This is a genomic window from Thermomonas sp., from assembly GCF_020850895.1.
GTDB lineage: Bacteria > Pseudomonadota > Gammaproteobacteria > Xanthomonadales > Xanthomonadaceae > Thermomonas.
Genome location: NZ_JADZDS010000100.1, coordinates 26,452 through 45,856 on the forward strand (window position 1 = coordinate 26,452; position 19,405 = coordinate 45,856).

The window sequence follows — 19,405 nt, forward strand, 5'->3', positions numbered from 1 at the left end:
GTGTGGGGCGGGGCATTGGGGCTGATGTGCCCGCGCCGCCATGGCAAAACTATGCCCGCCACGGCGGGCGGGAAAGCGCTGCCGCGCGAGATCACGCACCTCGTGTCTGTGCGCGACGAAAGACAAAATCAACTGCCCGCTTCAATTGCCCTTGTTATGGACTTGACCGACTCGGTTGCGCCGGACGAGTTTCGGGGAATGTTGCCGATCCTATCCGAAATCGACGGTTGCCTAACCTCAGGCCACTATTTTGCGGCGCTGACCTTGGCGCTCACGTTACCCGACGTATGCGTAAGCCTAGGCAGCGGCCCAGACGGTCCGACTGTGAAGGCTGGCAAGGTCTCCCAGCTATACAAGCAATGGTGTAGTGACAATTTGGATGAGAGCGCGTCCCTTGATCCGGAGCTGTGCTGGGACCTGCGCAACGGCGCCGTGCACGAGGCTACCCTGCGCTTGAAAGGTTATCAGCAGATTGTGTTCTCGACACCGGACAGCAGGATCAGCGTCCATGGTGTGTCGGTTGTTTCCGGTGCGATAACGGTCCTCCACATGGACATTGCTCAATGTTGCCACGCTTTGGTTACCGCTGCCCAGCGTTGGCTCCACGCTCAGAGGCGTGATCCAATTGTGGAATCCGGATTGAGGCGCATGGTCCGCAGGGTAGAGTACGCCTTTCCGCTAGTGTCTGGCGGCTTTGTCGATGCCTATGTTTCGATCACTGACCCGGCATGATGCTCGCCATGGCACTAGCCGGATTGGTTGAGCGCCTCGGCGATATGCTCTTCGACAATCGCTTCGATCGAGCGCACATCCTCCTGTGATAGACCGAGCCAGACACGGGCCGGGATGCGGCCCCAGGGAATGGGTCGGCCGCGGCTGTCGCGGCCAAAGGCGCCCTTTGCGGCACCGCGCTGCATGACGCCGGCGTAGATCAGGCTGGAACCGATGACCACGCCATCGCGGCTGACGAACCGTTGCACCTCCCGTGACAGGCGGCGACTGGGTCCGATCAGCACGCGGTTGAGGTTGCCGTACCCCATCGCCTTGTATCGATCGAGCGTCGCCTGGCTCTTGGCCGGCCAGCGCGTCCCGTCCGGCGCGATGCCGGAGCGGAACCGCGCGCGCGTCGCTTCGACCATATATTCGCCAATGCCGGTGTAGACGGGCGTCATATTGTCGAGCAGTTGCATCGCCCGTCGGACGGATGCTTGCACGTCGGCCATCTTGAGATCGATGGTGATCATCGCTATTTAGGCAGCCGGCGCAACATCGGGCGCTGCCCACGAGGGGCAGCCCGTTCTGGACGTAAAGCTCGGGGGCGCCAACTACCCGCCGACATAGAAAGTCTTCAGCGCGGCTGTGTGCTGCCGTCGATTGATCACGACGACCGCATTGAAGACCTCATCACCGATCCTCTTGCGATAGATCACCGCGGCCTCTCCGGCACCCGTGCGTTCGCCTGGAATGATCTGGTCGGGGCTCTCCAGGAGAATGGGGAGCCGGGCAAAGTCGGTTGTATCGATCGCCCGCTGGCCCCGCGATTGCTCGGTCACTCGGTCACCATGTTGGCGAAGGGCATGCCGGACAAAGTCGCTGGTTAAGCGGAAATCTGATCGCCGCATCTCTCTACCACCCAACAACGCCGAGATCTGTTGCTGTTGGCTGATCGGTACCATGCCGAGTGAACGGACAATGGCCGGCTGGGCAGCACTGATCCTTCCATCGGCAATCGCACTGGCAAAACGCCTCGCATCATCGGCGGTTGAGGGCAAGGTGCGATAAGCGCTTGACAGCTCGTCTTGCCGCTGGACCGGCAGGCCGGCCATGAAGGTGCGCGCAACGCCATGGTCCCAGCTGCCGACCTTGCCTGCCATCGCCTGCACTGTTGGGGAGACGCTGGCGCCGGGCGCATAGGCCCACCCCCTGCCAACGCCCTTCGGAGCGCCTGTCTTGGGGTCGATGGCATCCCACCCGGGTGGCAGCTGCTTGTCGGGGTCGCCGCCCAACCGACGGACGCCGGCTTCGGATCGCGCGCCCAGCACGTAACAGCTGCAGCCCCAGTCCGACGGCGGATAGTGGGTAGCCCAAAAGGCATGGTCAGGCGCGAGCGCAATGCCATCCCATGACAGGTGGATGGGCCGCGGTTCCAGGCTGCCACCGTGGCGGTAGACCCACCAAGGAAAGTCGCCCTGGTCGAGCTGCGCCCGCCGACCTGCCGAGTAGCTGGTATAGGCATTGGCGCGCAGGATCGTTTTGACCCGCCACGCTTCGCCGCCGGTCGTCCCTTGGCCAGTCCAGCCGGTCCAGCCATGACGCGCGACGATGGCGCGAAAATCGCGGCGGAAGGCATCGATGCCCAGTCCCTCGGCAATCGCCTTGTCGACCGCCGCGGCAAGATCGGCCAGCAAGTCGGCCTGCATGGCCCCCGCCACCATAAAGCCGTCGTCGTGCGCCGCGCCGAGCATGTCGTCCCACGCCCGTGTCGGCACGAGATTGCCGAGCTTGCGCCGGAAAAAGGCGACCTGCTCGGTGAACGGTCGCCCCGCCACGCGGCCAGCTGCAGATGGGTGGGTCAACCCTGCCTCCGATTTGCCGATTTAGAAGGCATAGAACCCGCTTAGAAGGCAGGTGGCGGGCGAGCGTGGGCACACACTCGCCCCGGCCGGTCGCAGGCCGATTTTGACGCGATGTTTTTTCGCCAGCGTCATGCCCCGTTGGCCGCTGTTTCGTCATCCTCGCTTTCGTCGACCAGGTCACTCCTGCCCGCCGCGTGAGCGGCGGCCAGCCCGGCAGCCAGAACCCGGCCCAGATCGTCGCGGGCGAGTGCACCGAACGCCGCCGACATCATGGCGCGGAACTCGCCAAGGTCGCTGGCCCGATCCAGCATGGTCTCGATGGTGGCGGCAGCATCCTCCATCGCGGCTGCGGCGTCGGGCAACATCGCATCGGCCAATTGCTCTGCCGGATGGTGACCAGCTTCGACCGCATGCAGTGCCGGGCGCGCTGACGTCGGCTGCGTCGCTGGGACCGGTGCGAGGCTCGGCGAGCTGATGGCTTCCCGCGAGGCAGACCTGAGCAATTCGGCGTCGCTTGCCGGGTCGGACAGACCAAGCTTGTCGCGGACCTCGCTCTGCTCGACCCTGAGGCCGAGTGGCACCAGTTGCGCCAGACTGTCGGTCAGCTGCTTGAGGTCTTCCTTCTGCGGGCGCGCGATGATCAGGCGCGGATAGCGTTTGGACGGGCCATATTGGAGGTCGAACCAGGGGCGGACCAGATCGCGGTTGAGCACAGCGGCGGCAGACTTGCAGTCGGCGGTCTCGATGTCGGCCTGAACCTGCCGGTGCTCCTGCGCCACAGCGTGCCCGCCCGATACTGCGTCGGTTGTGGTGGTCTGACCGAGAACAGCCTTGGACACCTGACGGTCGAGCCAGTCGGCGCGCTTTTCATACAGTTCGGCACCCGCTGTGACATTCTTCGCCTCGACGAACTCGATCTCCATCGAGTTCGGGATGATGGCTGCACAGTCGCCCGCGATGTTGGCGACGGCGCGGAACAGGGTCGCCCGGTCCTCCTTGGTCGCGCCGCCATGGAACTTGCCGATCCTGACCGGCTGACCATAGGTCTGCGTAAAAATGGCCCAGTCGCGTTGCGTGAACGCCTTGAACATCCAGCTCCAGACCGCAAGACGAGCGACGCCGGACCGCACCGGCAGGCCGGATTTGGCCTTGATCTGGGCGACAATGAACTTGAACGGCGGCAGCGGCTCGGCCACCGCCCCGCCATCGATGCCGCCACGCAGCAATGGATTGCGCAAATTGTGCCGGTCAAAAGTGAACCAGCGCGGGTCGCGCCATTCGAGGCGAGCCGGCCACCATTGACCTTCTGAACGGTCCCACAGGATCTCGGTAAAACTGATCCCCTTGCCGATCGCGTCGAGGATATCGAACATCTCGTCCGACAGCTCGTCTCGCTTCAGCCACTCGCGCACCATATCGGCGCGACGAATGTCCTCGGCATCGTCGCTGGCCGCTTCGACCGTGATGTCGATCTGCGCGACGCTGCGCTTGCGGGTGCCCAGCACGCCGGCATAGTGGAGGTCGCGCTCCTCGATCAACTCGGCCAGCTCGAAATAGCGCAACGGCTCGCCCTGGTCAGCTTCCCGCAACAGGTCGGCGAGCGTGTCGGGCGTCAGCCCGTCGGCAGGATACCCAGTCAGGGGCGAGCGAACGCCGGTCAGCGTCGGAACAGCGATCTCGCGGGTCAGCAGCTCGGGGCGAAGCGGGCGGCCATGTTGATCGACCAAACCGGTCATGTCTAAATTCCTCCTGCGTTGAGGCGCGCGCCAAGCGGCGATGCCCAGGGGTCGCGACCGGTCGGCTCGTCATCATCGCCATTCCACAGGTCGCGCGGCCCCCGTTTTACGGGTTCGTAGCCATAGGCCGGCGCGTCGTTGCCCGCGGCATGAATGGCCAGGGCCAACGCCCAGAAGCGGTCGGCATGGCCATCCGGTGTTCGCTCGGCGGTGAAGCGGATATTGCCCGCGGCGGTCACCTGTTTGGTCACCGACCTCAGGTCCGCCCGGATGCTGTTGTCATAGGGGATGCGCAAGCGGCGCTCCTCCATCCGCGCACGAACCGGATAGGCCAGCTGCTCCTTAACCTTGGGGGTGAAGGTCACCAGCTCGACGGCATAGGTGCCGAATTTACGCTGTGCATCGTCACCCCAGCCTATGCCGAGGCCGGTATAGTCAAGGCAGGTTCGGGCACAGCGCTGGATCCACGGCCAGATGATTTTCTCCTGGTCGGGTTTGCTCATGTTGCGCAGCGTCTCGACGTGGCGCGTGTAGAGGACGTCGCCGAGCTGTTCGACCACCCACAGGACCGTGAGGTCGTGCTTTCGGCCGATGTCGAGACCCAGATAGAGCTGGCCACCTTCACGAGCCTGCCAGTCGCTGCCCGCTCCATATTCGCAGGCCCCGATCAGGTCATATTCGAGAAATGCGACATCGTCGTCGGCGGGGATGCACATATACTCCTGCAGGAAGCTCTCCTCGTCGGCGCATCCCGCCTTGACCCAGTCGAAATAGGCCGCCTCGTCCATCGCCTGCCGTTCGTCGTCGGCAGGAAGGGACCGCTGCAATTTCCACAAAAACCCGTCGTCGAGGGCATCCTGTAGCGTGACCGTGTGCAGGCTCATCTTTTTGGGATTGCCCTGTTCGAGCACCTCGACGACCAGCGTGTTGAAATAATTCTTCGTGCCGCGATATGTGGAGATCACCTCAAGCTGGCCGCCCCAGGTGATGCCGGGATAGGTGATCGCCCAAAGTTTGCGCGGGTCGGGGTGCAGCGCGAACTCGTCGAGGATGCGCCCGCCCCTCTTGCCGGCCTGCGCATCAGGGTTGGAGCTCATCGACAGGATGCGCCGGCCACTGGCGAACTTCAGGACATAAGCTGATTGCTTCTCCTTCGGATCGATCAGCTGCTCGCCCAGGTCGCGCGCGGCAAGGTCGAGGATCCCGGAAAACAGCTTGCAATCCTCCAGGAACAGCCGTGCTTGGATGTCATCGCGCGACGACACCCATTGATCGTGGCGCGCGCCGTCGACCCCGGTGCGCGCCACTGCGGCATAGGCAGTCGACCAGCTGATGCCGATCTGGCGTGATTTGCGCATCAGCTTCAGCCGGCTGGTGTCAGCAATCCAGCGGGCCTGGTAGGGTAGGAAAATGGCGTTCGGATCGTTCGGGACAATGCGCGCATTGCCGCCGACCTTGGCTGAGTGGGCAACCGAAGGGTCCTTGTCCATCACACCGCACCCAGACGTCGACTGATCTCCTGCAGCGTTTCAGGTGTCAGCACGCCGGTGCGCCCGGCCTCTGCAATGGCTTCGGCAGCCTTTGCGGCATCAGCCTTGGCCCGCTCGGCCTCGCGGTCCTTCTCTTCGCGCTGTTCCTGGCGTTCGCGCCTCGTCACCTCGGCTTCGCGCGCGCCAATATTGCTGAGCCGGTTCAGCGCCAGCGCTGCATTGGTCAGCAGCTTGATGTCGGGTTCGCCGGTTGCTGTCAGGGTTTCGAGGATGCGGTATTTGACCAGTTCGATCGCGGCGATCATCTCCGAGCTGCGATCCGCGGGTCCGACCCGCTCGCTCACGATGTTCATCAGCATCCGCGCGCCGGCTTGCCGCTTCAATTCCTGTGCCCTGCGCAGCGACCAGCGGCTGAACGCGCCCTTGCTGACGCCCCGGACCCCCCGGTCGGCAAGCCGCGCGTTGAATTCGCGCAGGATCTCGGTCTGCGGCATTTCCCGCAGTTCAAGCGCTTCGATGGCCCAGCTGATGTCGGGGTCGCATTCGTCGGGCAGCATGTCGATCGACGACAACCGTCCGCGGCCCTCGCGCCGCGCCCGGGGCTCCTGCCCGACGGCGTCATTGCCAGTCCCGGCCATGTCAGGCCTCGTCGACCGGCATTGACACTCCCGGAATGGGCGCACGCCGTTCGACATGGTTGCGGCCCATTGCTGTCAACGTGGCGATGATGACATTGCCAAGGCCAGCGATGCTCGACCGGCTGATGTTGACGGCCCCCATCTCGGCCAGCCAGACCAATTGCGCATCCAGCCACTCGCTCGGACGGCGCGGCACGATCTGTTCGATGAACGGCGCGAGCGAGCGGCTGCTGAGCGTCGCATCGCTCTGCCGCGCCAGCTCCGCCAGGATTGCCAGGCGCGCGTCAGCCCGGCACCGCTCTTCATAGCCGCTCACCGTTTGCCTCCCTGACGCAGAAAGTCATCGATCCGCGTGACGACCCGGCTGATGCCCTCCAGTTCCGTGCCCAGCCGTGTGACCTGGTCGGCAACCTCGTGGAGATCATCCTTGGTCGGCAGATGCTGCACGCCATCCTCGACACGCTGGATCCGGCGATCATGCTCCTTCAGATTATCCATGGTCTGGGTCCAGCGGAGGTCGCCTTCGCTCTTGAGGGTCTGGAGCCTGTCGCCGACGTCGCGCGCCGGCCTGCTGATCCACATCCACAATGTGTTGAGCAGGCTGAAAATCAGGGCGGCAGCCGCCAGCCATTCGTTAATCGTTCCGGGCACGTTGCTGCATCCTTTCATATGCTCGTTGGCATTCGACACAGCGCGCGGCAGACGGCATGGCCGCACGGCGCTCTGCTTCAATCGGCTCGTCACAGGTGACGCACACATCTTCGCCCTGCTCGCGCAGGTTTGCCCGGATCGCGGCCAGACGCGCATCCCGCTCCAGCGCCACGCTGTGCTCGGCCGCCTCCAGCAGTCTTTCCGATCCTTGCATCATCGCGCGCCGTCGGACCTGATCAACATGCGGGCTTCGTCGACCGCCGACAGGGCAATACGGATTGATGCGGCGATCGCGCTCAACATGGTGCGGTCCCGCGCTTCGATGCCGAGCCAGCGTTCCATCTGCGCCAGGTCCTGGCCGATGCTGCGCTGTTGAAGCGGCACCTGCTCGTCGCGTGCGACCACATCGAGCGACTTGGCATCGAGCACTTCGACGCTGTCATAGGTCAGCGCCGCAACAGCCTGGTCCAGCAGGCCCAGCACCTGCTCGACGCGGTCACTTCCCATCGGTCGGCCCGATCCGCTGTTCGGCCTGCACTCGGCCCCATATCGCGTAGAGCGACAGCAGAACCGTCGCCAGTCGTTCAATCTGTTCGGCGGTGCCGGCAAGATCGCTGACCGTACCCGTGAGCGCAACCAGTGCGGCACCCGCCGCGCCCCAGATTGTGCGGCTTCGGCTCCAAGATTTACTCGGCCCGTTCATTGTCCAATTCCCTTCTATGGCTTTGCTGTTGGGCCTCTATCCAGTCGATCAGCGCGTCGAGCTGGATGGCTTGCTCTGTCGCGATCAAGGCATCTGCGGCAGGAAGTCCTGCTTCACAGGCCGCTGCATCAGCGCCTCTGGCGGCGTCGGGAACACCGGGCAGACGGGCGCCGCCGGCGTCACTTCCAACGGTTCCGGTCGCGGCGTTGCGGCGCATCCGATCAGCGCGAACGACAGCAGGGGCAGTAGCCCGAGAGCGAGCGGCGGCAATGCGGCGCGAATAGGCATCGGCAATCTCCTGATTGATCTGGACGGCGGCGCGTTCAACCCGGTCGGCCCTTTCCTCGGCCAACCGTCTCGCCATGGACGCGGCAACACGATAGTTGGCACGCGTCTGGGCATGGGCAGCCTGTTCGACCGTGACGGAACGCCGCGCATCATCGCGCTGGTCGCGCAGGATGTTGACCGAAGCGACCAGGCCGGCGAACAGGCCGAGAGCGGCCCAGTGTGCCAACCGCTGAAAGCTCAGCCGCCGCGCAAAGAGGAAGCCCAGGAACCCCATGGCTCAGGCCTCGTTGCGGGACACAGTGCCCCCACGCATGGGTGGCAAACGGGTTTCGGACAGCGGCACACCGGACGGCCAGCGCAGCGCGACCAGACGCGTCTTGGCGATCGGCGTGATATTGACCTGGTTCGACTGGTTTCCGCCGAGGATATAGAGATTGTCCGCACTCTCGCCGACGACGAAGCCGACATGCCCGCCGCCCTGACGGCCGAACACCGCGACCGCTCCGACGCGCGGAGCAGTCGAAACGCCCCACTTTGCCCATGCCAACGCCCGGACGGCTTCACCCTTTGGCGGGATCGGCAGACCGGCGCGCACCATGCAATAGGCGGCGAACGCGCCGCACCATGGCGTTTCATCGTCGGCAAACCAGCCTGCCAACGCCGATCTGAAGAATGCAACGATGCGCCCTTCATGGCGCGGACCCGGCACTTCGCGCAGCCCCATGTTGCGCCGCGCCTCAGTCAGCCAAGGCGGATCACCGGTACCGGCCGCAGCCGCCGCCTCGGTGCGCGCGACTTCCAGCCTGACCGGCTGAGCGCCAGTGCCCGCGTCGAGGGCCGCCATCAGATCAGCGTAGAGATCAGCAGGAATGACACCGCGTCGATTGCGCAAAGCGGCGACAAACGCACCATGATTGAAATCGGCCATCTTTCCTCGCCTGACAAAGGGGCGGCGGCGCGTTGCAGCGTCGCCGCCCATTCGGGAAACGAGGTGAGATTGGCGGGTGCAGGGGCCGGCATCTATGCCCGCCGTGGCGGGCTGGAAATCACAGCAGGGGCAGTTGGCGGGGTCCCTTATGCGTGTTGGCAGGACGCGCTGGCAAGCCCCCCTCTCGGGCAAACAATTTGGAAACGCCTGTTTCGGTCATGCCGAGACGGCGCGCTATGCGACCGTCGGACAGGCCCTGGGCGCGATAGAACAGGGCACGCTCGCGCCGCGCCAGCGGGATGCGAATGGTGGCCGGCGCCAACGCCTCTGACAGCCGCGCGGCCCCCTCGTCGCCCAAAGCATCGATCAATTCGCCATCGGCGCGTGGGTTAGAGGCAATGTAGCGGCGCGTGCCGCCAAGCTCCTGGCAAAGGCGGATGAACAGATCCTCGCCCAGCACTGCGAGGAGGTGCGCCTTTAGTGCGTTGCCTTTGCGAAAGCCGCTCATCCAGTGCCGCCGCGACGCAATGCATGGGCTCGATCGGCAGGCGATGTCTTCGTCAGGATCGTCACGACGGCCGAACCGCGCACGACATAGGTCAGATCATCACGAACGATCAGATAGTCGGTAGCGCCGATCGATGCCGCCGCCTCGGCCGCCCGGGTCAGCGACGTCTCGATCTGCGCACGCAGCGCCTCCAGCGTGGCATCGCTGGCCCGCTCGACAAAGCGCATCAGCGCATGGTCGGTCACGCGGAGTGACATCAGTCCCTCAGCATCCAGGGCGCATGTTCGGGAGCAGCGGGCGGCGATGCGGGTGTCGCTCGGGCGGCGAGCCTGGCTTCAGCCGCCAGATGCCGCTCTCGCGCCATGCGCCGCTCGGCGTCGCGCAGCGACAGGCCGTGGCGCAGCGCATAGTCCATCACCTCGCGGTGCTTGCGCATCCGCTCCGCCGGCGTCTCGCGGGGGCTGCGCTGCGTACCCATCACGCTGCGGCCCTGATCTGCGCGCCCAGATCGGCGATGATGGCATCCAGTCCGGTCGCCGACGTCGCGGCCAGTGCGGCCACATCGCCGCTGCCCAACTTCTGCATTTGAGCATCGATCACCGCCAGCTTTTGCGCTTTCGGCCCGCCGGTCGCCGGCCACTCGACCCCGCCTTCGCGCGCGATCCACGCCTTTAGCCCCTCGATCGCGGCTTGTGCGTCATAGGCGTTGCGCAGCCAGCGCGTGCTGGCGATGCCCGTCTGCCGCTCGACGAAGGCCGTCAGCGCGCTGTCGCGCCGGTCGCGGGCGATGCCCAGGTGCCATGCCGACAGCCAAAGCGCGCGCAGCTTGCCCGCATAGGGGCCGTCCAGTCGGGTCCTGGAAGCTTTCTGCGTGGCAGCGAAGCCGAGCCGTTTGAACTCATCGACGCAGGCCTGGCGCTCGCCGTTGGTCATCACCGCCGCGCTGCGCTTGCCCGTCACGCGTTCGAGCACCGCGCGATAATCATCCTCGTCAAGGCCCAGGTCGCGGCGGGCGACATGCATCATCTTCAATGCGCTCATGACGCCCTCGCCGGCACATCGCCAAAGACAGACGGGCCGCACCCGCGCCGCCGCAGCTCGTCGACCAGCACGACCGTGCCGACGCGCCGAAGCGCAGCATCCGGGACCGGGACATCATCTGTGGCCGCGCGCCCCTTCGCCGTCAGTTCCAGATTGCGTTGCCGATGACTGCCCAGCGTCGGTGCCAGATGGCCTTGCTCGATCAGCAGTCTGCATGTGGTGTGCAGGCTGCCGCGGCTCTTGCGGTCGAGCGCAGTGGCCATTTCGAGGAAGGTGGGCGGATACCCCTGTCCATCGATGAAGGTCCGGATGAAGCGCAGCAGCTCGAGCTGTTTGGGTGTCATGGGATCACCTCATATTGAGCAATGTCGTGGGGCTGGCCGGTCAGCGACCATCGGGCCTGCTTGGCGTCCCACCCGAGCGGCGCTGTCGCAGTGACCGGCACCCGGCCGCAGACGCTGCCGTTGCGCAGCCCGACGATCACGCGCTTGCCGATCGCGTCGTCGGGCAAATGCCCAGGGTTCGGCTTCATGCCGCGCCTCCCTGTTCCAGCAGCGACGGTTCGGGTGCTGGGCGGCCTCCCAGCCCCTGATGCAGCTTCACCTCTGACCCAGCGTCGAAACCCGTCATAAAGTCGTTGTGAATGCGGCTGGAGCGTGTGGCCGCTGGAGCGCGTGCTCGCACGGTCACCCCGTTGTATTTTTCTGCCAGCCATTGCTCGCCCAGCGGGCACTGCAGTGGCCCAGACATCAGCGTCGCCATTTCGATTTCGATGCCGCGCACAAAGCCGCGACAATAATGGTCCGCCCGGGCGCGTTTGGTCGCCAGTTTGCAGCGGCGCAGTTCGGTCGCGATATAGGCCTTGCGTTTGCCCGAGAGGATGCGCCGGACCATGGCGAAGGCGTAGGTGGCGACTGTCGGCGCTGCGCCGGTACCGGCGAAGACCACCTCTGGGCCGGCCAGCATCGGCGCAACGCCGAATGTGCCGCAGATGACGTGGATCAGGTTGACCTCCCACTGGGGCGGTCGTTGGGCAGCGGTGGCGCGACGCACCCGCTCCTCGACCACATAGGCCAGGGCAACGTCGCTCTCCGAAACGCCATGGGCGTCCATCAGCTCGCGCGCTTTGGCGAGCGCGGCCGCCGCCTCATGCTCGTTCGCGCTGGCCGCCAGCGCGAGGCACTTGCGGATTTTGGCGAGAACCTCTGCGCGCGTCATGCCGGCGCACTCCGGAGCATCGCCGTTATGGCGGCACCAAGCCTATTGCTGGCGTCGGCGATGGCGGCATGGGCGAGCCGTGTTTCGTCGCCCTCGTAATAGCGGCCGACGATCTTGCTCACGTCGATCAGCGGCAAGCCCATCTTGCGTGCGATCGCCGTGCAAGCCTCACCGCCGTCGAACCGGTCCATCACCTCGGCCTCGCGCGCGGTCAGGCCGTGGGCATCGCCCTTCCGCCGCCGCGCGCTCATGCGATGCGCTCCGCCGTCTTGCGCTCGACGAGCGCGATCCAGTCGGCCACGGTGGCGAGGGCCGGGACCTCGTCGTCGGTCACCTCGATGCCGAACAGATCCTCGACCTCCATGGCGATCGTGACGAGATCGATGCTTTCGACCGCCAGATCGTCGGCGAGGCTGTGGTGCGGCAGAACTTCGGTCACCCGCATCCCGAGCGTGCGGTTGATGACGCTGCACACGACCAGCGCGATGATGGCAGCGGCGGTCATTGCCCGCCCTCCCGCCGCCGGGCGGCAGCAACCCAGTTGCGCAGAGCCTGCCGCACGCCCGATGTGCTGCTGGCGGCAATGCCCAGCATCCTGACCCGTGCACCGTCCCAGCTGGGACGGATAATGGCGGCGTAACCACCGGTCAGTTGATCGGCGATGTCGACCATCGCGCGATTGTGGCGAGCGTGCCAGGTGTCCGGCGCGTCGTGGTATTTGCCGACCTTCTGGTCAGCCTCCTCGATCAGCCGCTCGACCAGATCGGCGACCTCGAGGACGTTGCGAGGGGGTGAGTTGGTCATTGCGGCGCCCCTGTCGAGGCGGCACCCAGATCGTCGGGGGTCAGACAATAAACATCGGCGAACTGGTCAAGGAGGTCGCGATTGCGGAACAATGCCTCGATGTTCGCTGCCGCCTCACGGAGAGCAAAGGCATACATTTTGCGATAGAATTTGAGGTCCTTTGCATTTCCTGTTTCCAGCAGGTCAGCGATGTTGCGGAGCTCGCCAAGCAGATCGATACGGAATTTCATGCCGCCTCTCCCTGCTCTGCCCGCTGCACAACGCGCGGGTTGGTAGCGACGGTCGCAATGAACTCGACCAGCTCGTCGCCGGTCATCGGATCCGCAGCCGAGGCCTTGAGGATGCCGGGGCGCGGATGATGGTCGTGGCTGGCCCAGCAGCGGGGCATGATCCCCTCCCCCTCCGCCGGGATCGGGATGGTGACGGTCCAGCCGTTGGCGAGCTGCAGGCGCAGCCCGATGTGGCCGGCGTCGAGCGTGTCGATGTGGATGGTCATGGATGGGGGCCTTTCCAATGATGTCAGGGTGTCGGGCGGGGGCTGGCCCTCGGGGCGACGGCAAGCGGCATGCCGCACCCATTGCACTCGGCCGTCACACGACCGACCAGCCAACCTGTCTGGCCGCAGGTCGGGCAGTGGTTGACCTCGCCGGGATGATAGAGCGGCGGCGCTGGCCGGTCGGAGCGTGCGCGCGCACCATAGCTCGGCACGGGGTCCGGCGACGGCACGAGGCCGCTCGCCAGCACCAGCGACAGGGCAACACGGCGCGCCATCAGTCGACGGACGCCATGTGGCGGACCCGAAGTTCGGGATCCGTGGCGGCAGACAGCAGGGTGTGGCCGAGCCGCTCTGCTTCGGCACCCGAGAATTCGACGGCGAAGCGCGGCGTTCCGTTGCCACCCTCAAGCGTGAGGGTCACCAGCCGCATGCCGTCCAGATCGTCAGCCGGTGACACTGTCCATTTTGCCAGCGGTTGCGGCGGGAAGGGCGCGCCCATCACGCGGCCGCCAGATCGATGGTGATGGCGCGCCACTTCGCATCGGCCGCATCGCGCTCATAGAAGCGGACATAGGTCTTCGATCCAATGATGCGGATGCTGTCGCGGATCGCCGCCATCGCCTGCTGCCAGCGCTGATCGTCGATCTCGACGCGCAGCAGCATGAACAGCTCGGCCCGGTTGATCTGGCCGGTCTTGTCGACCGAGAACACCCGGTTGACGAGCGCGCGCAGCTCGGTGCGGCTGTCCGACGCCCATTCAGTCAGGCACTCGTCGATGATGCCCTTCGCCGCCTGCAGCTCCGGCCCGAACTCGATCAGGTCGGCGACCTGCACCTGGACCTTCTGCAGCCCGTCGAATGTGGTGAGCGTGATATTGCCCTTGGCGCCGCCGACGCTGGCGCCATATTCCTGCGCGATCAGCGCCTGGAATGCGTTGACGTCCTCGAACGTGTGGCCGCGGAAGCGGGCGATCTGGTCCGACAGGTCGCGCGCAAAATCGACGATCTTGCGCACCGTCTCATCCATGAGGAGGTCGGTCGGCTTGACCGCTTCGAGCGGCACAAGGCTGCCCTTGGCGTCGCGCATATAGGGCTGGCCGTTAACGTCGATCGCGCCCGGCTGTGTCAGCGTGATGCCGTCATCGGCATAGCCGCTGGTGTCAATGTCGTCTGTCATGGTCGTTTCCTTTGCTCTTGGGGGAATGGGTGGAGCCGCGGCTCAGCTCACGATCCGCAGGCGGCTGGTCGCGCGGGTGCCCATCGCTTCGCGGATGTGCGTGAGCGCCAGCGCAACGCCGTCGTCGAGCGCCAGCATCGATGCGTGGGAGACGATCTGCTTGATCTCGCGCAGCCCGCCTGCGCCGGGCGTCATCGCAATGCGCCGCAGCCGGTCGCGCTGCTCGGCATTGGCGATGCCCCAGCCGTCGAGATACATGTCGACGTCCTCGTCCTGAGGCAGGTCCTGAATGTGGCTCATGGCGATGCGGCTGTTGAGACGCGCAAAGGCGTGGCGCGAATGTCCGCCGCTGCGGATGCGCGCAAGCAGCTCCTCATTGCCGAGCAGGCAGATGCCAAGACCGGCGATGTCATGCCATGCGCGCAGCTCTTCGAGCGCGGCGGTTTCCAGATGGTTCGCTTCGTCGACGATCAGCAGCATGTTGCGGCCGCGGACATGGTCGATCACCTGGTCGGACAATTGCCGCACCCAGCCTGACCCGGCTTTGCCACCCATCGCCCGCACGACGTCGGCGACCATTGCCGCGACGCTGTTCTTCGTCGGGCGGATCGTGATCATCAGCACATTGGCGATGCAGGCCGAATAATTGAGCGCCGTTGCTGTCTTGCTCGTGCCCGGACCCATCGCCGCCAGTGTCATTGCGCCGCGATGTGCAATGGTCAGCAGCGCGCGCACCCGCAATGCCGTCGGCGTTTCGAGATAGGGCGGCTCGGCACGCAGGCCCGCCTTCTGTTCGGCTGCGGCCTGTTCGCGCTGGCTCTCGACCAGCTGGCGATATTTGATCACCAGCCGCGCGACATTCTCGGCGTTGCCCTGATAGCTCTCGTAAATCCAGGCAGAGAGCGTCCCCTGCTTGATGCCGCTCGCGTCGGCGATCGCCTTCCAGCTCGCGCCGGTCATATCCTTGTGCGCGGCCATCCACGCGCGGACTTCGGCAACGTCGATCGGCATGTCCTTGGGGTCGTTCACTTGGCTCTCTCCTGTTCGACGTCAGTCGACCGCCCGCAGATGCGTGGCGGCGATGCGGGCGATGCGGTCTATGCTGGTGTCCTGCGCACGAGGCTGGGGTCCGCTGGCGGACGGGTCAGGTGTTTCGGTGATGGCGACAGCCGCATTGCCGCGCGTCTGGATGGCGCGGACGACACGCGGGCGCGGCGTCGGTTCGGGCGTGTCGTGGTCGGGCAGCCGCTGGACCAGCTCGGCGGCGCTGAGGAGGTCGAGCGCGTGCGCCGCCTCTTTCGCGGCCTTCTTCCAGCGCCGTTCCTTTCGCTGGCGTTCCTTTGCGGCCGCCATGTCGAGGAAACCTGTCGCCTCATGCAGCGGCGCCATGCACAGGAAGCGGCCTTGCTTGTCGTGGACATGCAGCGGCAGCGTCAGGTTTTCGGGATCAAAGCGCACGACGACGCCCTGCCCCGCCAGCTCGATCAGCTCGTCAGACCAGTAGCTGTTACCGCCGAGGCGGATGGCGCCCGTGCGCCGGTCGGCGGTCAGCTGGTCCGATGCCAGCAGAGCCATGCGCAGCTGCTCGTCGGTCGCCTTGCCGATTGGCGCGATCGCATAGCTGGCGGCGAACACCTGATCGAAGGACAGGGCACCGCGCGCCATCTCGCTGCGGCGGTTCGCCTGATTATTGTGCGCCTCCATGCCCGCGTTCCACACAGCCAGAAAGGCGTCGAGATCGACCGCGCGACTGGCATAATTGTCGGGCTTGGCGAGCGGGTTGTTGCCTGTGTAGGCGCCCTCGAACGCAGGGTGCTTGGCGATGGCGCTGGCGAGGTCGCGGAAGCCGCGTTCAATCGGCTTCGACTGCCCGCGATAGGGCTTGGCCCAGTGGATGTTGATGCCCAGCGCCGTGAGCAGGCCGACCGGGTCCTCCTCGCGCACCTTGAAGCGGAAGCGCGTCGCTGCCCCGCCCGTCAGCCACTTGGAGGCGAAAGCGCGACCATTGTCGGCGAGCAGCCCCTTGGGGATGCCCCAGCTGCGGAACAGGTCCGCGAACACCATGCGCGCGGTCACCATGTCCTCGCTGCGTGCGATGCGCCACGCGAGGAACTTGCGCGAATAGACGTCCTGGATGGCAATCAGCGTCGGGCGGGCGATGATCGGGTTGCCCTTGGGGTCGTTGCCCCAATTGACGAACACGTCGCAGGTGTGCCCGTCGATGTTGACCAGCTCCATGGCGTGAAGATCGGCCACCGACCGCGTCTGTGCTGGCATCGCGCGCCGCAGCGCCTCGTCACCCTTGCGCCGCAGGATCACGACGGGGGCGGGCACTTCGCGCTCGAATTTGCGCCACAGCGTCCGCCAGTGCGGCACGGCAAGGCCGCGCGCTTTGGCGATCGTCTCGATCCGGCGACAACATTCAGACCAGCGCGGTTGCGACAGGCGCAGATAGTCCGACAGCAGCTCGCGCCACAGCTCGGCATCGATCTCCAACTCGCGTCCGCCGCCTTGACGGCGCGGGGCCAGCGCGGGCAGCCGGTCCGCAGCGGTGACGCCGTGGGCCAGCTTGCGCCAGTTCCAGATGGTCGATGACGCGACCGCTTCAGCTTCGGCAACAGCCAGCACTGCGGTGGAGGCGGACATACCGGCATCGACAAACGCGTCGACCCGGTCGAGGATGGCAACGCGCCGCTTCGCTTCGCCTTTGACCGCGTCCGACTGCTGGGCAAACCAGTGCCAAAGCCCGCTGTCGGCGTCGCCCGGCTGGCCACCGTCTGCCGCCGGCTCGACCTCGTGGCCACGTCGCGCAAGGTCGGCGCGCGCTGCGGCAGGCAACAGGCTCACATGATATTCATACCCGCCGCCGCGCCCGACGCGCCGCCGCGCCAGCGGTTCGCCATTCGGGCCGCATGCGACCGCCCAATTCCCCTCGTCCGCCAGCGCATTGATCTTGCGCTTCGCGCCCGACAGGCCCGAGAGCTTCAATTCCGCCAACTCGGCTGCGGTGAACCAATCCCCGCTCATGAAAACTCGCCCTCCATGACGGCGAGTGAACAGCGCACAATCTCACGCGCGGCGGAGAGCGGGCCAATCCGCATTGACCGACCCAATGTGGTCAATCGGGCAATCTCGTCATCCGTGAAGCCGGCGTCTCGCAGCAGGCGGCTTTCGTCGGCCGTGTCGATCGCGAGCAACAGGCGGTCGACGCGCACGGGGGCAAGCCAGTTGGGTCCAGGCACGACGTTGCTCAACGGACCGACCGCGTCAGGTCGCGGATGATAGACCCGAGGGCAGCGATACCGATGGCGCCGAACGCGGCCTCGATCAGACAGTGGACCATCTCATGCTTCTCCTGCGTTGGCCTTGTCGTCGGATTGGGTGGCAAGTGTCGGGTGGCGCGGCGGACACAGGGCCTTGGGGGATGTGGGTGCATCCGCCGCGCCGTTCCGGCCGTGGGGGCTGGCCGGAAACTGGGGTGAGAGAAGGTCGTGGAAGCCGAGCCGCTCTGCCTCGTGTTCGAGCATCAGCACGCGGGCGCGGGCGCGGGCCAGCTGCTCGGGCAACATGCGTATGCGGTAGGTGAGTTGACGGCTGTTCATTGGCCCGCCTCCGGTCCCGTCAGCGACCAGCCCGCGGGCAGCATGCCGGCCAACTGGGCCAGCGCGCCCTTCTTTTCGGACAGGCTCATGCGCCCGAACGCGCCGATGAACGCCGACAACCTTTTGGCGTCGGCAGGCTGGGCGGTCTTTGCGTCGATCGCCTCGGCGATGGTCCGCGCGCCGTCGGCCAGCCGACGGATCACCTTGCGCTGCGTGCCGTCGTCCAGCTTGGCCAGCGCGCGCAGCTGCGCCGCGTTGTTCAGGATCGGGTGGGCGACCTCGCGCAATTGCGCCACGCCCATGGCGGGCAGGCGGCGATGGAGGAGGAGGTCGCGCTCAATCGTGCGCTTGGAGAAGCCCAGCTCGTCGGCCACTTGCTCCGACCAGCCGTATACAAACGTCATCGTGTCGTTTGTATCAACCGCCTCATTTTGCAGGGCTTTTTGCCACCGCGCATTGACAGATGCAGTGCGTCCGTCGGCATTGGGGTCGAGGCCCGCCCGCACCTTGTGCACCGCGACCAGCTCGGCCAGCATCGCTGCACGGTCGAGCGGCGCGAGGTCGCGCCGATGCATATTCTCGCTGATCTCGCGCAGCCGCCGTTCGGCGGCATCATTGGTGACGACCTCCGCCCGTAGCCACAGCCCCGCTTTCGCTGCGGCGGCATGGCGGTGTGCGCCGGTGACAAGTGTGTAGCGTGACTTTCCGGGCAGGCGGCACACTTCGATCGGCGTCCTCTGCCCCTCGGCCTTCAGGATACCGGCCAGCGCTTCTGCCCACACCGGGTCGACGGGCCGCAGCCGCTCGCCCGCTTCGATCTCGTCGGGGCGCAGCAGGATGATCTGGCCGACAACGTCGGGGGCTGTGGCTTCGGCAGTGTCAGGGGTGCTGCTTTTGCTGGCCATCACGCGGCCCCTCCACGCCCGGAGCTTGACGCCCCGGGCGCTTCGGTCATCCTGCTCTCGTCACAAGCAACAGGAGGCGGGAATGAGCCTGGGCCATTATCAGCATGCGTTTCGGGCGATTGCCGAAGAGGCGCTCCACAATGCGGACAGGGCGACGCGTCGAACAGCCGTTGCTCTAATTCGCGCAGATGGGCCGCTTGCTGGCCTCGCGCATCTCGACGCGGCGTAACGCGATGATCTGACGCGGATGCTCGGCCTCGCCCCAAAGGCGTACCAACAGGCTTGGTCCGCGTTGCCGTCAGAAATACGGCCTGCCTATCTGGCGGGCATTCTGTTTCTTGCTCTCCGGTCAGCCAGCACAATAGGCGAAGCCGAAACCTGTCAGTCGGCGATAGGCATGGGGTATCGCAAAGCTCTGCGATACGTTTCAGAGCAGTTTCTTCAAAATCCACCAGGCCCGTCAACAGACGATCTGCTGGCCATGCTGCGCTAAGCGCGGCCCGACGCGCGGCATTGGCAATACGGATGGCGCGCGTCAGCATCACGCGGCCTCCGCATTTTCGCCGTGCGCACGCTCCGCATTTGCGGTAGCTGTTTGTCCACGAATCGGGACAGCACGGGAAAGGATCAGATGTTCGGGATCGA

Annotated in this window: 31 protein-coding genes; 1 reads left to right on the forward strand and 30 read right to left on the reverse strand. The window is 65.7% G+C overall.

The features are described 5' to 3' along the window. Positions 1-24: 24 nt before the first annotated feature. Positions 25-732, forward strand: coding sequence for a hypothetical protein (locus IT472_RS08860; RefSeq protein ID WP_297180982.1), 708 nt, complete (start codon positions 25-27; stop codon positions 730-732). 14 nt (positions 733-746) lie between these two features. On the opposite strand, the gene IT472_RS08865 is transcribed toward IT472_RS08860, so the two are convergent. The 30 genes from IT472_RS08865 to IT472_RS09015 form a co-directional block, all read right to left on the reverse strand. Beyond that, on the reverse strand, positions 747-1,244 hold the full coding sequence (locus IT472_RS08865; RefSeq protein ID WP_297180984.1) for a phage virion morphogenesis protein: 498 nt from the start codon (positions 1,242-1,244) through the stop codon (positions 747-749). Positions 1,245-1,325: 81 nt separating this feature from the next. After that, a complete protein-coding gene (locus IT472_RS08870; protein ID WP_297180986.1) occupies positions 1,326-2,576 on the reverse strand; it encodes a phage minor head protein in 1,251 nt (416 codons plus the stop codon). Positions 2,577-2,704: 128 nt separating this feature from the next. Then, positions 2,705-4,312, reverse strand: coding sequence for a DUF935 domain-containing protein (locus IT472_RS08875; protein WP_297180988.1), 1,608 nt, complete (start codon positions 4,310-4,312; stop codon positions 2,705-2,707). 2 nt (positions 4,313-4,314) lie between these two features. Next, positions 4,315-5,802: a terminase family protein gene (locus tag IT472_RS08880; RefSeq protein WP_297180990.1), complete on the reverse strand. Its 1,488-nt coding sequence runs from the start codon at positions 5,800-5,802 to the stop codon at positions 4,315-4,317. Then, positions 5,802-6,497, reverse strand: coding sequence for a phage protein Gp27 family protein (locus IT472_RS08885; protein ID WP_297180992.1), 696 nt, complete (start codon positions 6,495-6,497; stop codon positions 5,802-5,804). Before IT472_RS08885 ends, IT472_RS08880 begins: the two co-directional genes overlap by 1 nt. Then, positions 6,442-6,756 carry a hypothetical protein gene (locus tag IT472_RS08890; RefSeq protein ID WP_297180994.1) on the reverse strand — a complete coding sequence of 105 codons (315 nt, stop codon included), beginning with the start codon at positions 6,754-6,756 and terminating at the stop codon, positions 6,442-6,444. Before IT472_RS08890 ends, IT472_RS08885 begins: the two co-directional genes overlap by 56 nt. Next, positions 6,753-7,172, reverse strand: a complete 420-nt coding sequence (locus tag IT472_RS08895) for a DUF2730 family protein (protein WP_297180997.1) — start codon at positions 7,170-7,172, stop codon at positions 6,753-6,755. The genes IT472_RS08890 and IT472_RS08895 overlap by 4 nt, the downstream gene beginning before the upstream one ends. A 132-nt stretch (positions 7,173-7,304) precedes the next feature. After that, positions 7,305-7,574 carry a hypothetical protein gene (locus tag IT472_RS08905; RefSeq protein WP_297181000.1) on the reverse strand — a complete coding sequence of 90 codons (270 nt, stop codon included), beginning with the start codon at positions 7,572-7,574 and terminating at the stop codon, positions 7,305-7,307. Positions 7,575-7,587: 13 nt separating this feature from the next. Continuing rightward, on the reverse strand, positions 7,588-7,794 hold the full coding sequence (locus IT472_RS08910; RefSeq protein ID WP_297181003.1) for a hypothetical protein: 207 nt from the start codon (positions 7,792-7,794) through the stop codon (positions 7,588-7,590). Further along, complete coding sequence (locus tag IT472_RS08915; protein WP_297181005.1) at positions 7,778-8,356, reverse strand: hypothetical protein; 579 nt, start codon at positions 8,354-8,356, stop codon at positions 7,778-7,780. Before IT472_RS08915 ends, IT472_RS08910 begins: the two co-directional genes overlap by 17 nt. A gap of 3 nt (positions 8,357-8,359) precedes the next feature. After that, entirely contained in the window at positions 8,360-9,010 is a 651-nt protein-coding gene (locus tag IT472_RS08920; protein WP_297181007.1) for a TIGR02594 family protein, read from the reverse strand. Between the two features lie 118 nt (positions 9,011-9,128). Next, on the reverse strand, positions 9,129-9,518 hold the full coding sequence (locus IT472_RS08925; protein WP_297181009.1) for a hypothetical protein: 390 nt from the start codon (positions 9,516-9,518) through the stop codon (positions 9,129-9,131). Further along, entirely contained in the window at positions 9,515-9,763 is a 249-nt protein-coding gene (locus tag IT472_RS08930) for a hypothetical protein (RefSeq protein ID WP_297181010.1), read from the reverse strand. The genes IT472_RS08925 and IT472_RS08930 overlap by 4 nt, the downstream gene beginning before the upstream one ends. 11 nt (positions 9,764-9,774) lie before the next feature. Beyond that, on the reverse strand, positions 9,775-9,954 hold the full coding sequence (locus IT472_RS08935) for a hypothetical protein (RefSeq protein WP_297181012.1): 180 nt from the start codon (positions 9,952-9,954) through the stop codon (positions 9,775-9,777). A gap of 41 nt (positions 9,955-9,995) precedes the next feature. After that, entirely contained in the window at positions 9,996-10,559 is a 564-nt protein-coding gene (locus tag IT472_RS08940; protein WP_297181014.1) for a regulatory protein GemA, read from the reverse strand. Beyond that, positions 10,556-10,903, reverse strand: a complete 348-nt coding sequence (locus IT472_RS08945; protein ID WP_297181016.1) for a hypothetical protein — start codon at positions 10,901-10,903, stop codon at positions 10,556-10,558. The genes IT472_RS08940 and IT472_RS08945 overlap by 4 nt, the downstream gene beginning before the upstream one ends. Next, positions 10,900-11,091 (reverse strand): hypothetical protein, encoded by a 192-nt coding sequence (locus tag IT472_RS08950; protein WP_297181017.1) that lies wholly within the window; start codon positions 11,089-11,091, stop codon positions 10,900-10,902. Before IT472_RS08950 ends, IT472_RS08945 begins: the two co-directional genes overlap by 4 nt. Beyond that, positions 11,088-11,777 carry a DUF2786 domain-containing protein gene (locus IT472_RS08955; protein WP_297181020.1) on the reverse strand — a complete coding sequence of 230 codons (690 nt, stop codon included), beginning with the start codon at positions 11,775-11,777 and terminating at the stop codon, positions 11,088-11,090. The genes IT472_RS08950 and IT472_RS08955 overlap by 4 nt, the downstream gene beginning before the upstream one ends. Continuing rightward, on the reverse strand, positions 11,774-12,028 hold the full coding sequence (locus tag IT472_RS08960; RefSeq protein WP_297181023.1) for a hypothetical protein: 255 nt from the start codon (positions 12,026-12,028) through the stop codon (positions 11,774-11,776). The genes IT472_RS08955 and IT472_RS08960 overlap by 4 nt, the downstream gene beginning before the upstream one ends. Further along, positions 12,025-12,282: a phosphopantetheine-binding protein gene (locus IT472_RS08965; protein ID WP_297181025.1), complete on the reverse strand. Its 258-nt coding sequence runs from the start codon at positions 12,280-12,282 to the stop codon at positions 12,025-12,027. The genes IT472_RS08960 and IT472_RS08965 overlap by 4 nt, the downstream gene beginning before the upstream one ends. Further along, positions 12,279-12,581, reverse strand: coding sequence for a hypothetical protein (locus IT472_RS08970; protein WP_297181027.1), 303 nt, complete (start codon positions 12,579-12,581; stop codon positions 12,279-12,281). The genes IT472_RS08965 and IT472_RS08970 overlap by 4 nt, the downstream gene beginning before the upstream one ends. Further along, positions 12,578-12,811: a hypothetical protein gene (locus tag IT472_RS08975; RefSeq protein WP_297181029.1), complete on the reverse strand. Its 234-nt coding sequence runs from the start codon at positions 12,809-12,811 to the stop codon at positions 12,578-12,580. The genes IT472_RS08970 and IT472_RS08975 overlap by 4 nt, the downstream gene beginning before the upstream one ends. Then, complete coding sequence (locus IT472_RS08980) at positions 12,808-13,077, reverse strand: hypothetical protein (RefSeq protein ID WP_297181030.1); 270 nt, start codon at positions 13,075-13,077, stop codon at positions 12,808-12,810. Before IT472_RS08980 ends, IT472_RS08975 begins: the two co-directional genes overlap by 4 nt. Positions 13,078-13,351: 274 nt before the next feature. After that, entirely contained in the window at positions 13,352-13,576 is a 225-nt protein-coding gene (locus IT472_RS08985; RefSeq protein WP_297181033.1) for a hypothetical protein, read from the reverse strand. Beyond that, positions 13,576-14,253 carry a DUF3164 family protein gene (locus IT472_RS08990; protein WP_297181035.1) on the reverse strand — a complete coding sequence of 226 codons (678 nt, stop codon included), beginning with the start codon at positions 14,251-14,253 and terminating at the stop codon, positions 13,576-13,578. Before IT472_RS08990 ends, IT472_RS08985 begins: the two co-directional genes overlap by 1 nt. Positions 14,254-14,295: 42 nt before the next feature. Next, positions 14,296-15,282, reverse strand: a complete 987-nt coding sequence (locus IT472_RS08995; RefSeq protein ID WP_297181037.1) for an AAA family ATPase — start codon at positions 15,280-15,282, stop codon at positions 14,296-14,298. Positions 15,283-15,303: 21 nt separating this feature from the next. Then, positions 15,304-17,280: a transposase domain-containing protein gene (locus IT472_RS09000; RefSeq protein ID WP_297181039.1), complete on the reverse strand. Its 1,977-nt coding sequence runs from the start codon at positions 17,278-17,280 to the stop codon at positions 15,304-15,306. Continuing rightward, positions 17,277-17,468: a hypothetical protein gene (locus IT472_RS09005; RefSeq protein WP_297181041.1), complete on the reverse strand. Its 192-nt coding sequence runs from the start codon at positions 17,466-17,468 to the stop codon at positions 17,277-17,279. Before IT472_RS09005 ends, IT472_RS09000 begins: the two co-directional genes overlap by 4 nt. Before the next feature lie 129 nt (positions 17,469-17,597). After that, positions 17,598-17,855, reverse strand: coding sequence for a hypothetical protein (locus IT472_RS09010; protein ID WP_297181043.1), 258 nt, complete (start codon positions 17,853-17,855; stop codon positions 17,598-17,600). Then, positions 17,852-18,760 (reverse strand): ParB N-terminal domain-containing protein, encoded by a 909-nt coding sequence (locus tag IT472_RS09015; RefSeq protein WP_297181045.1) that lies wholly within the window; start codon positions 18,758-18,760, stop codon positions 17,852-17,854. Before IT472_RS09015 ends, IT472_RS09010 begins: the two co-directional genes overlap by 4 nt. Positions 18,761-19,405 lie beyond the last annotated feature (645 nt).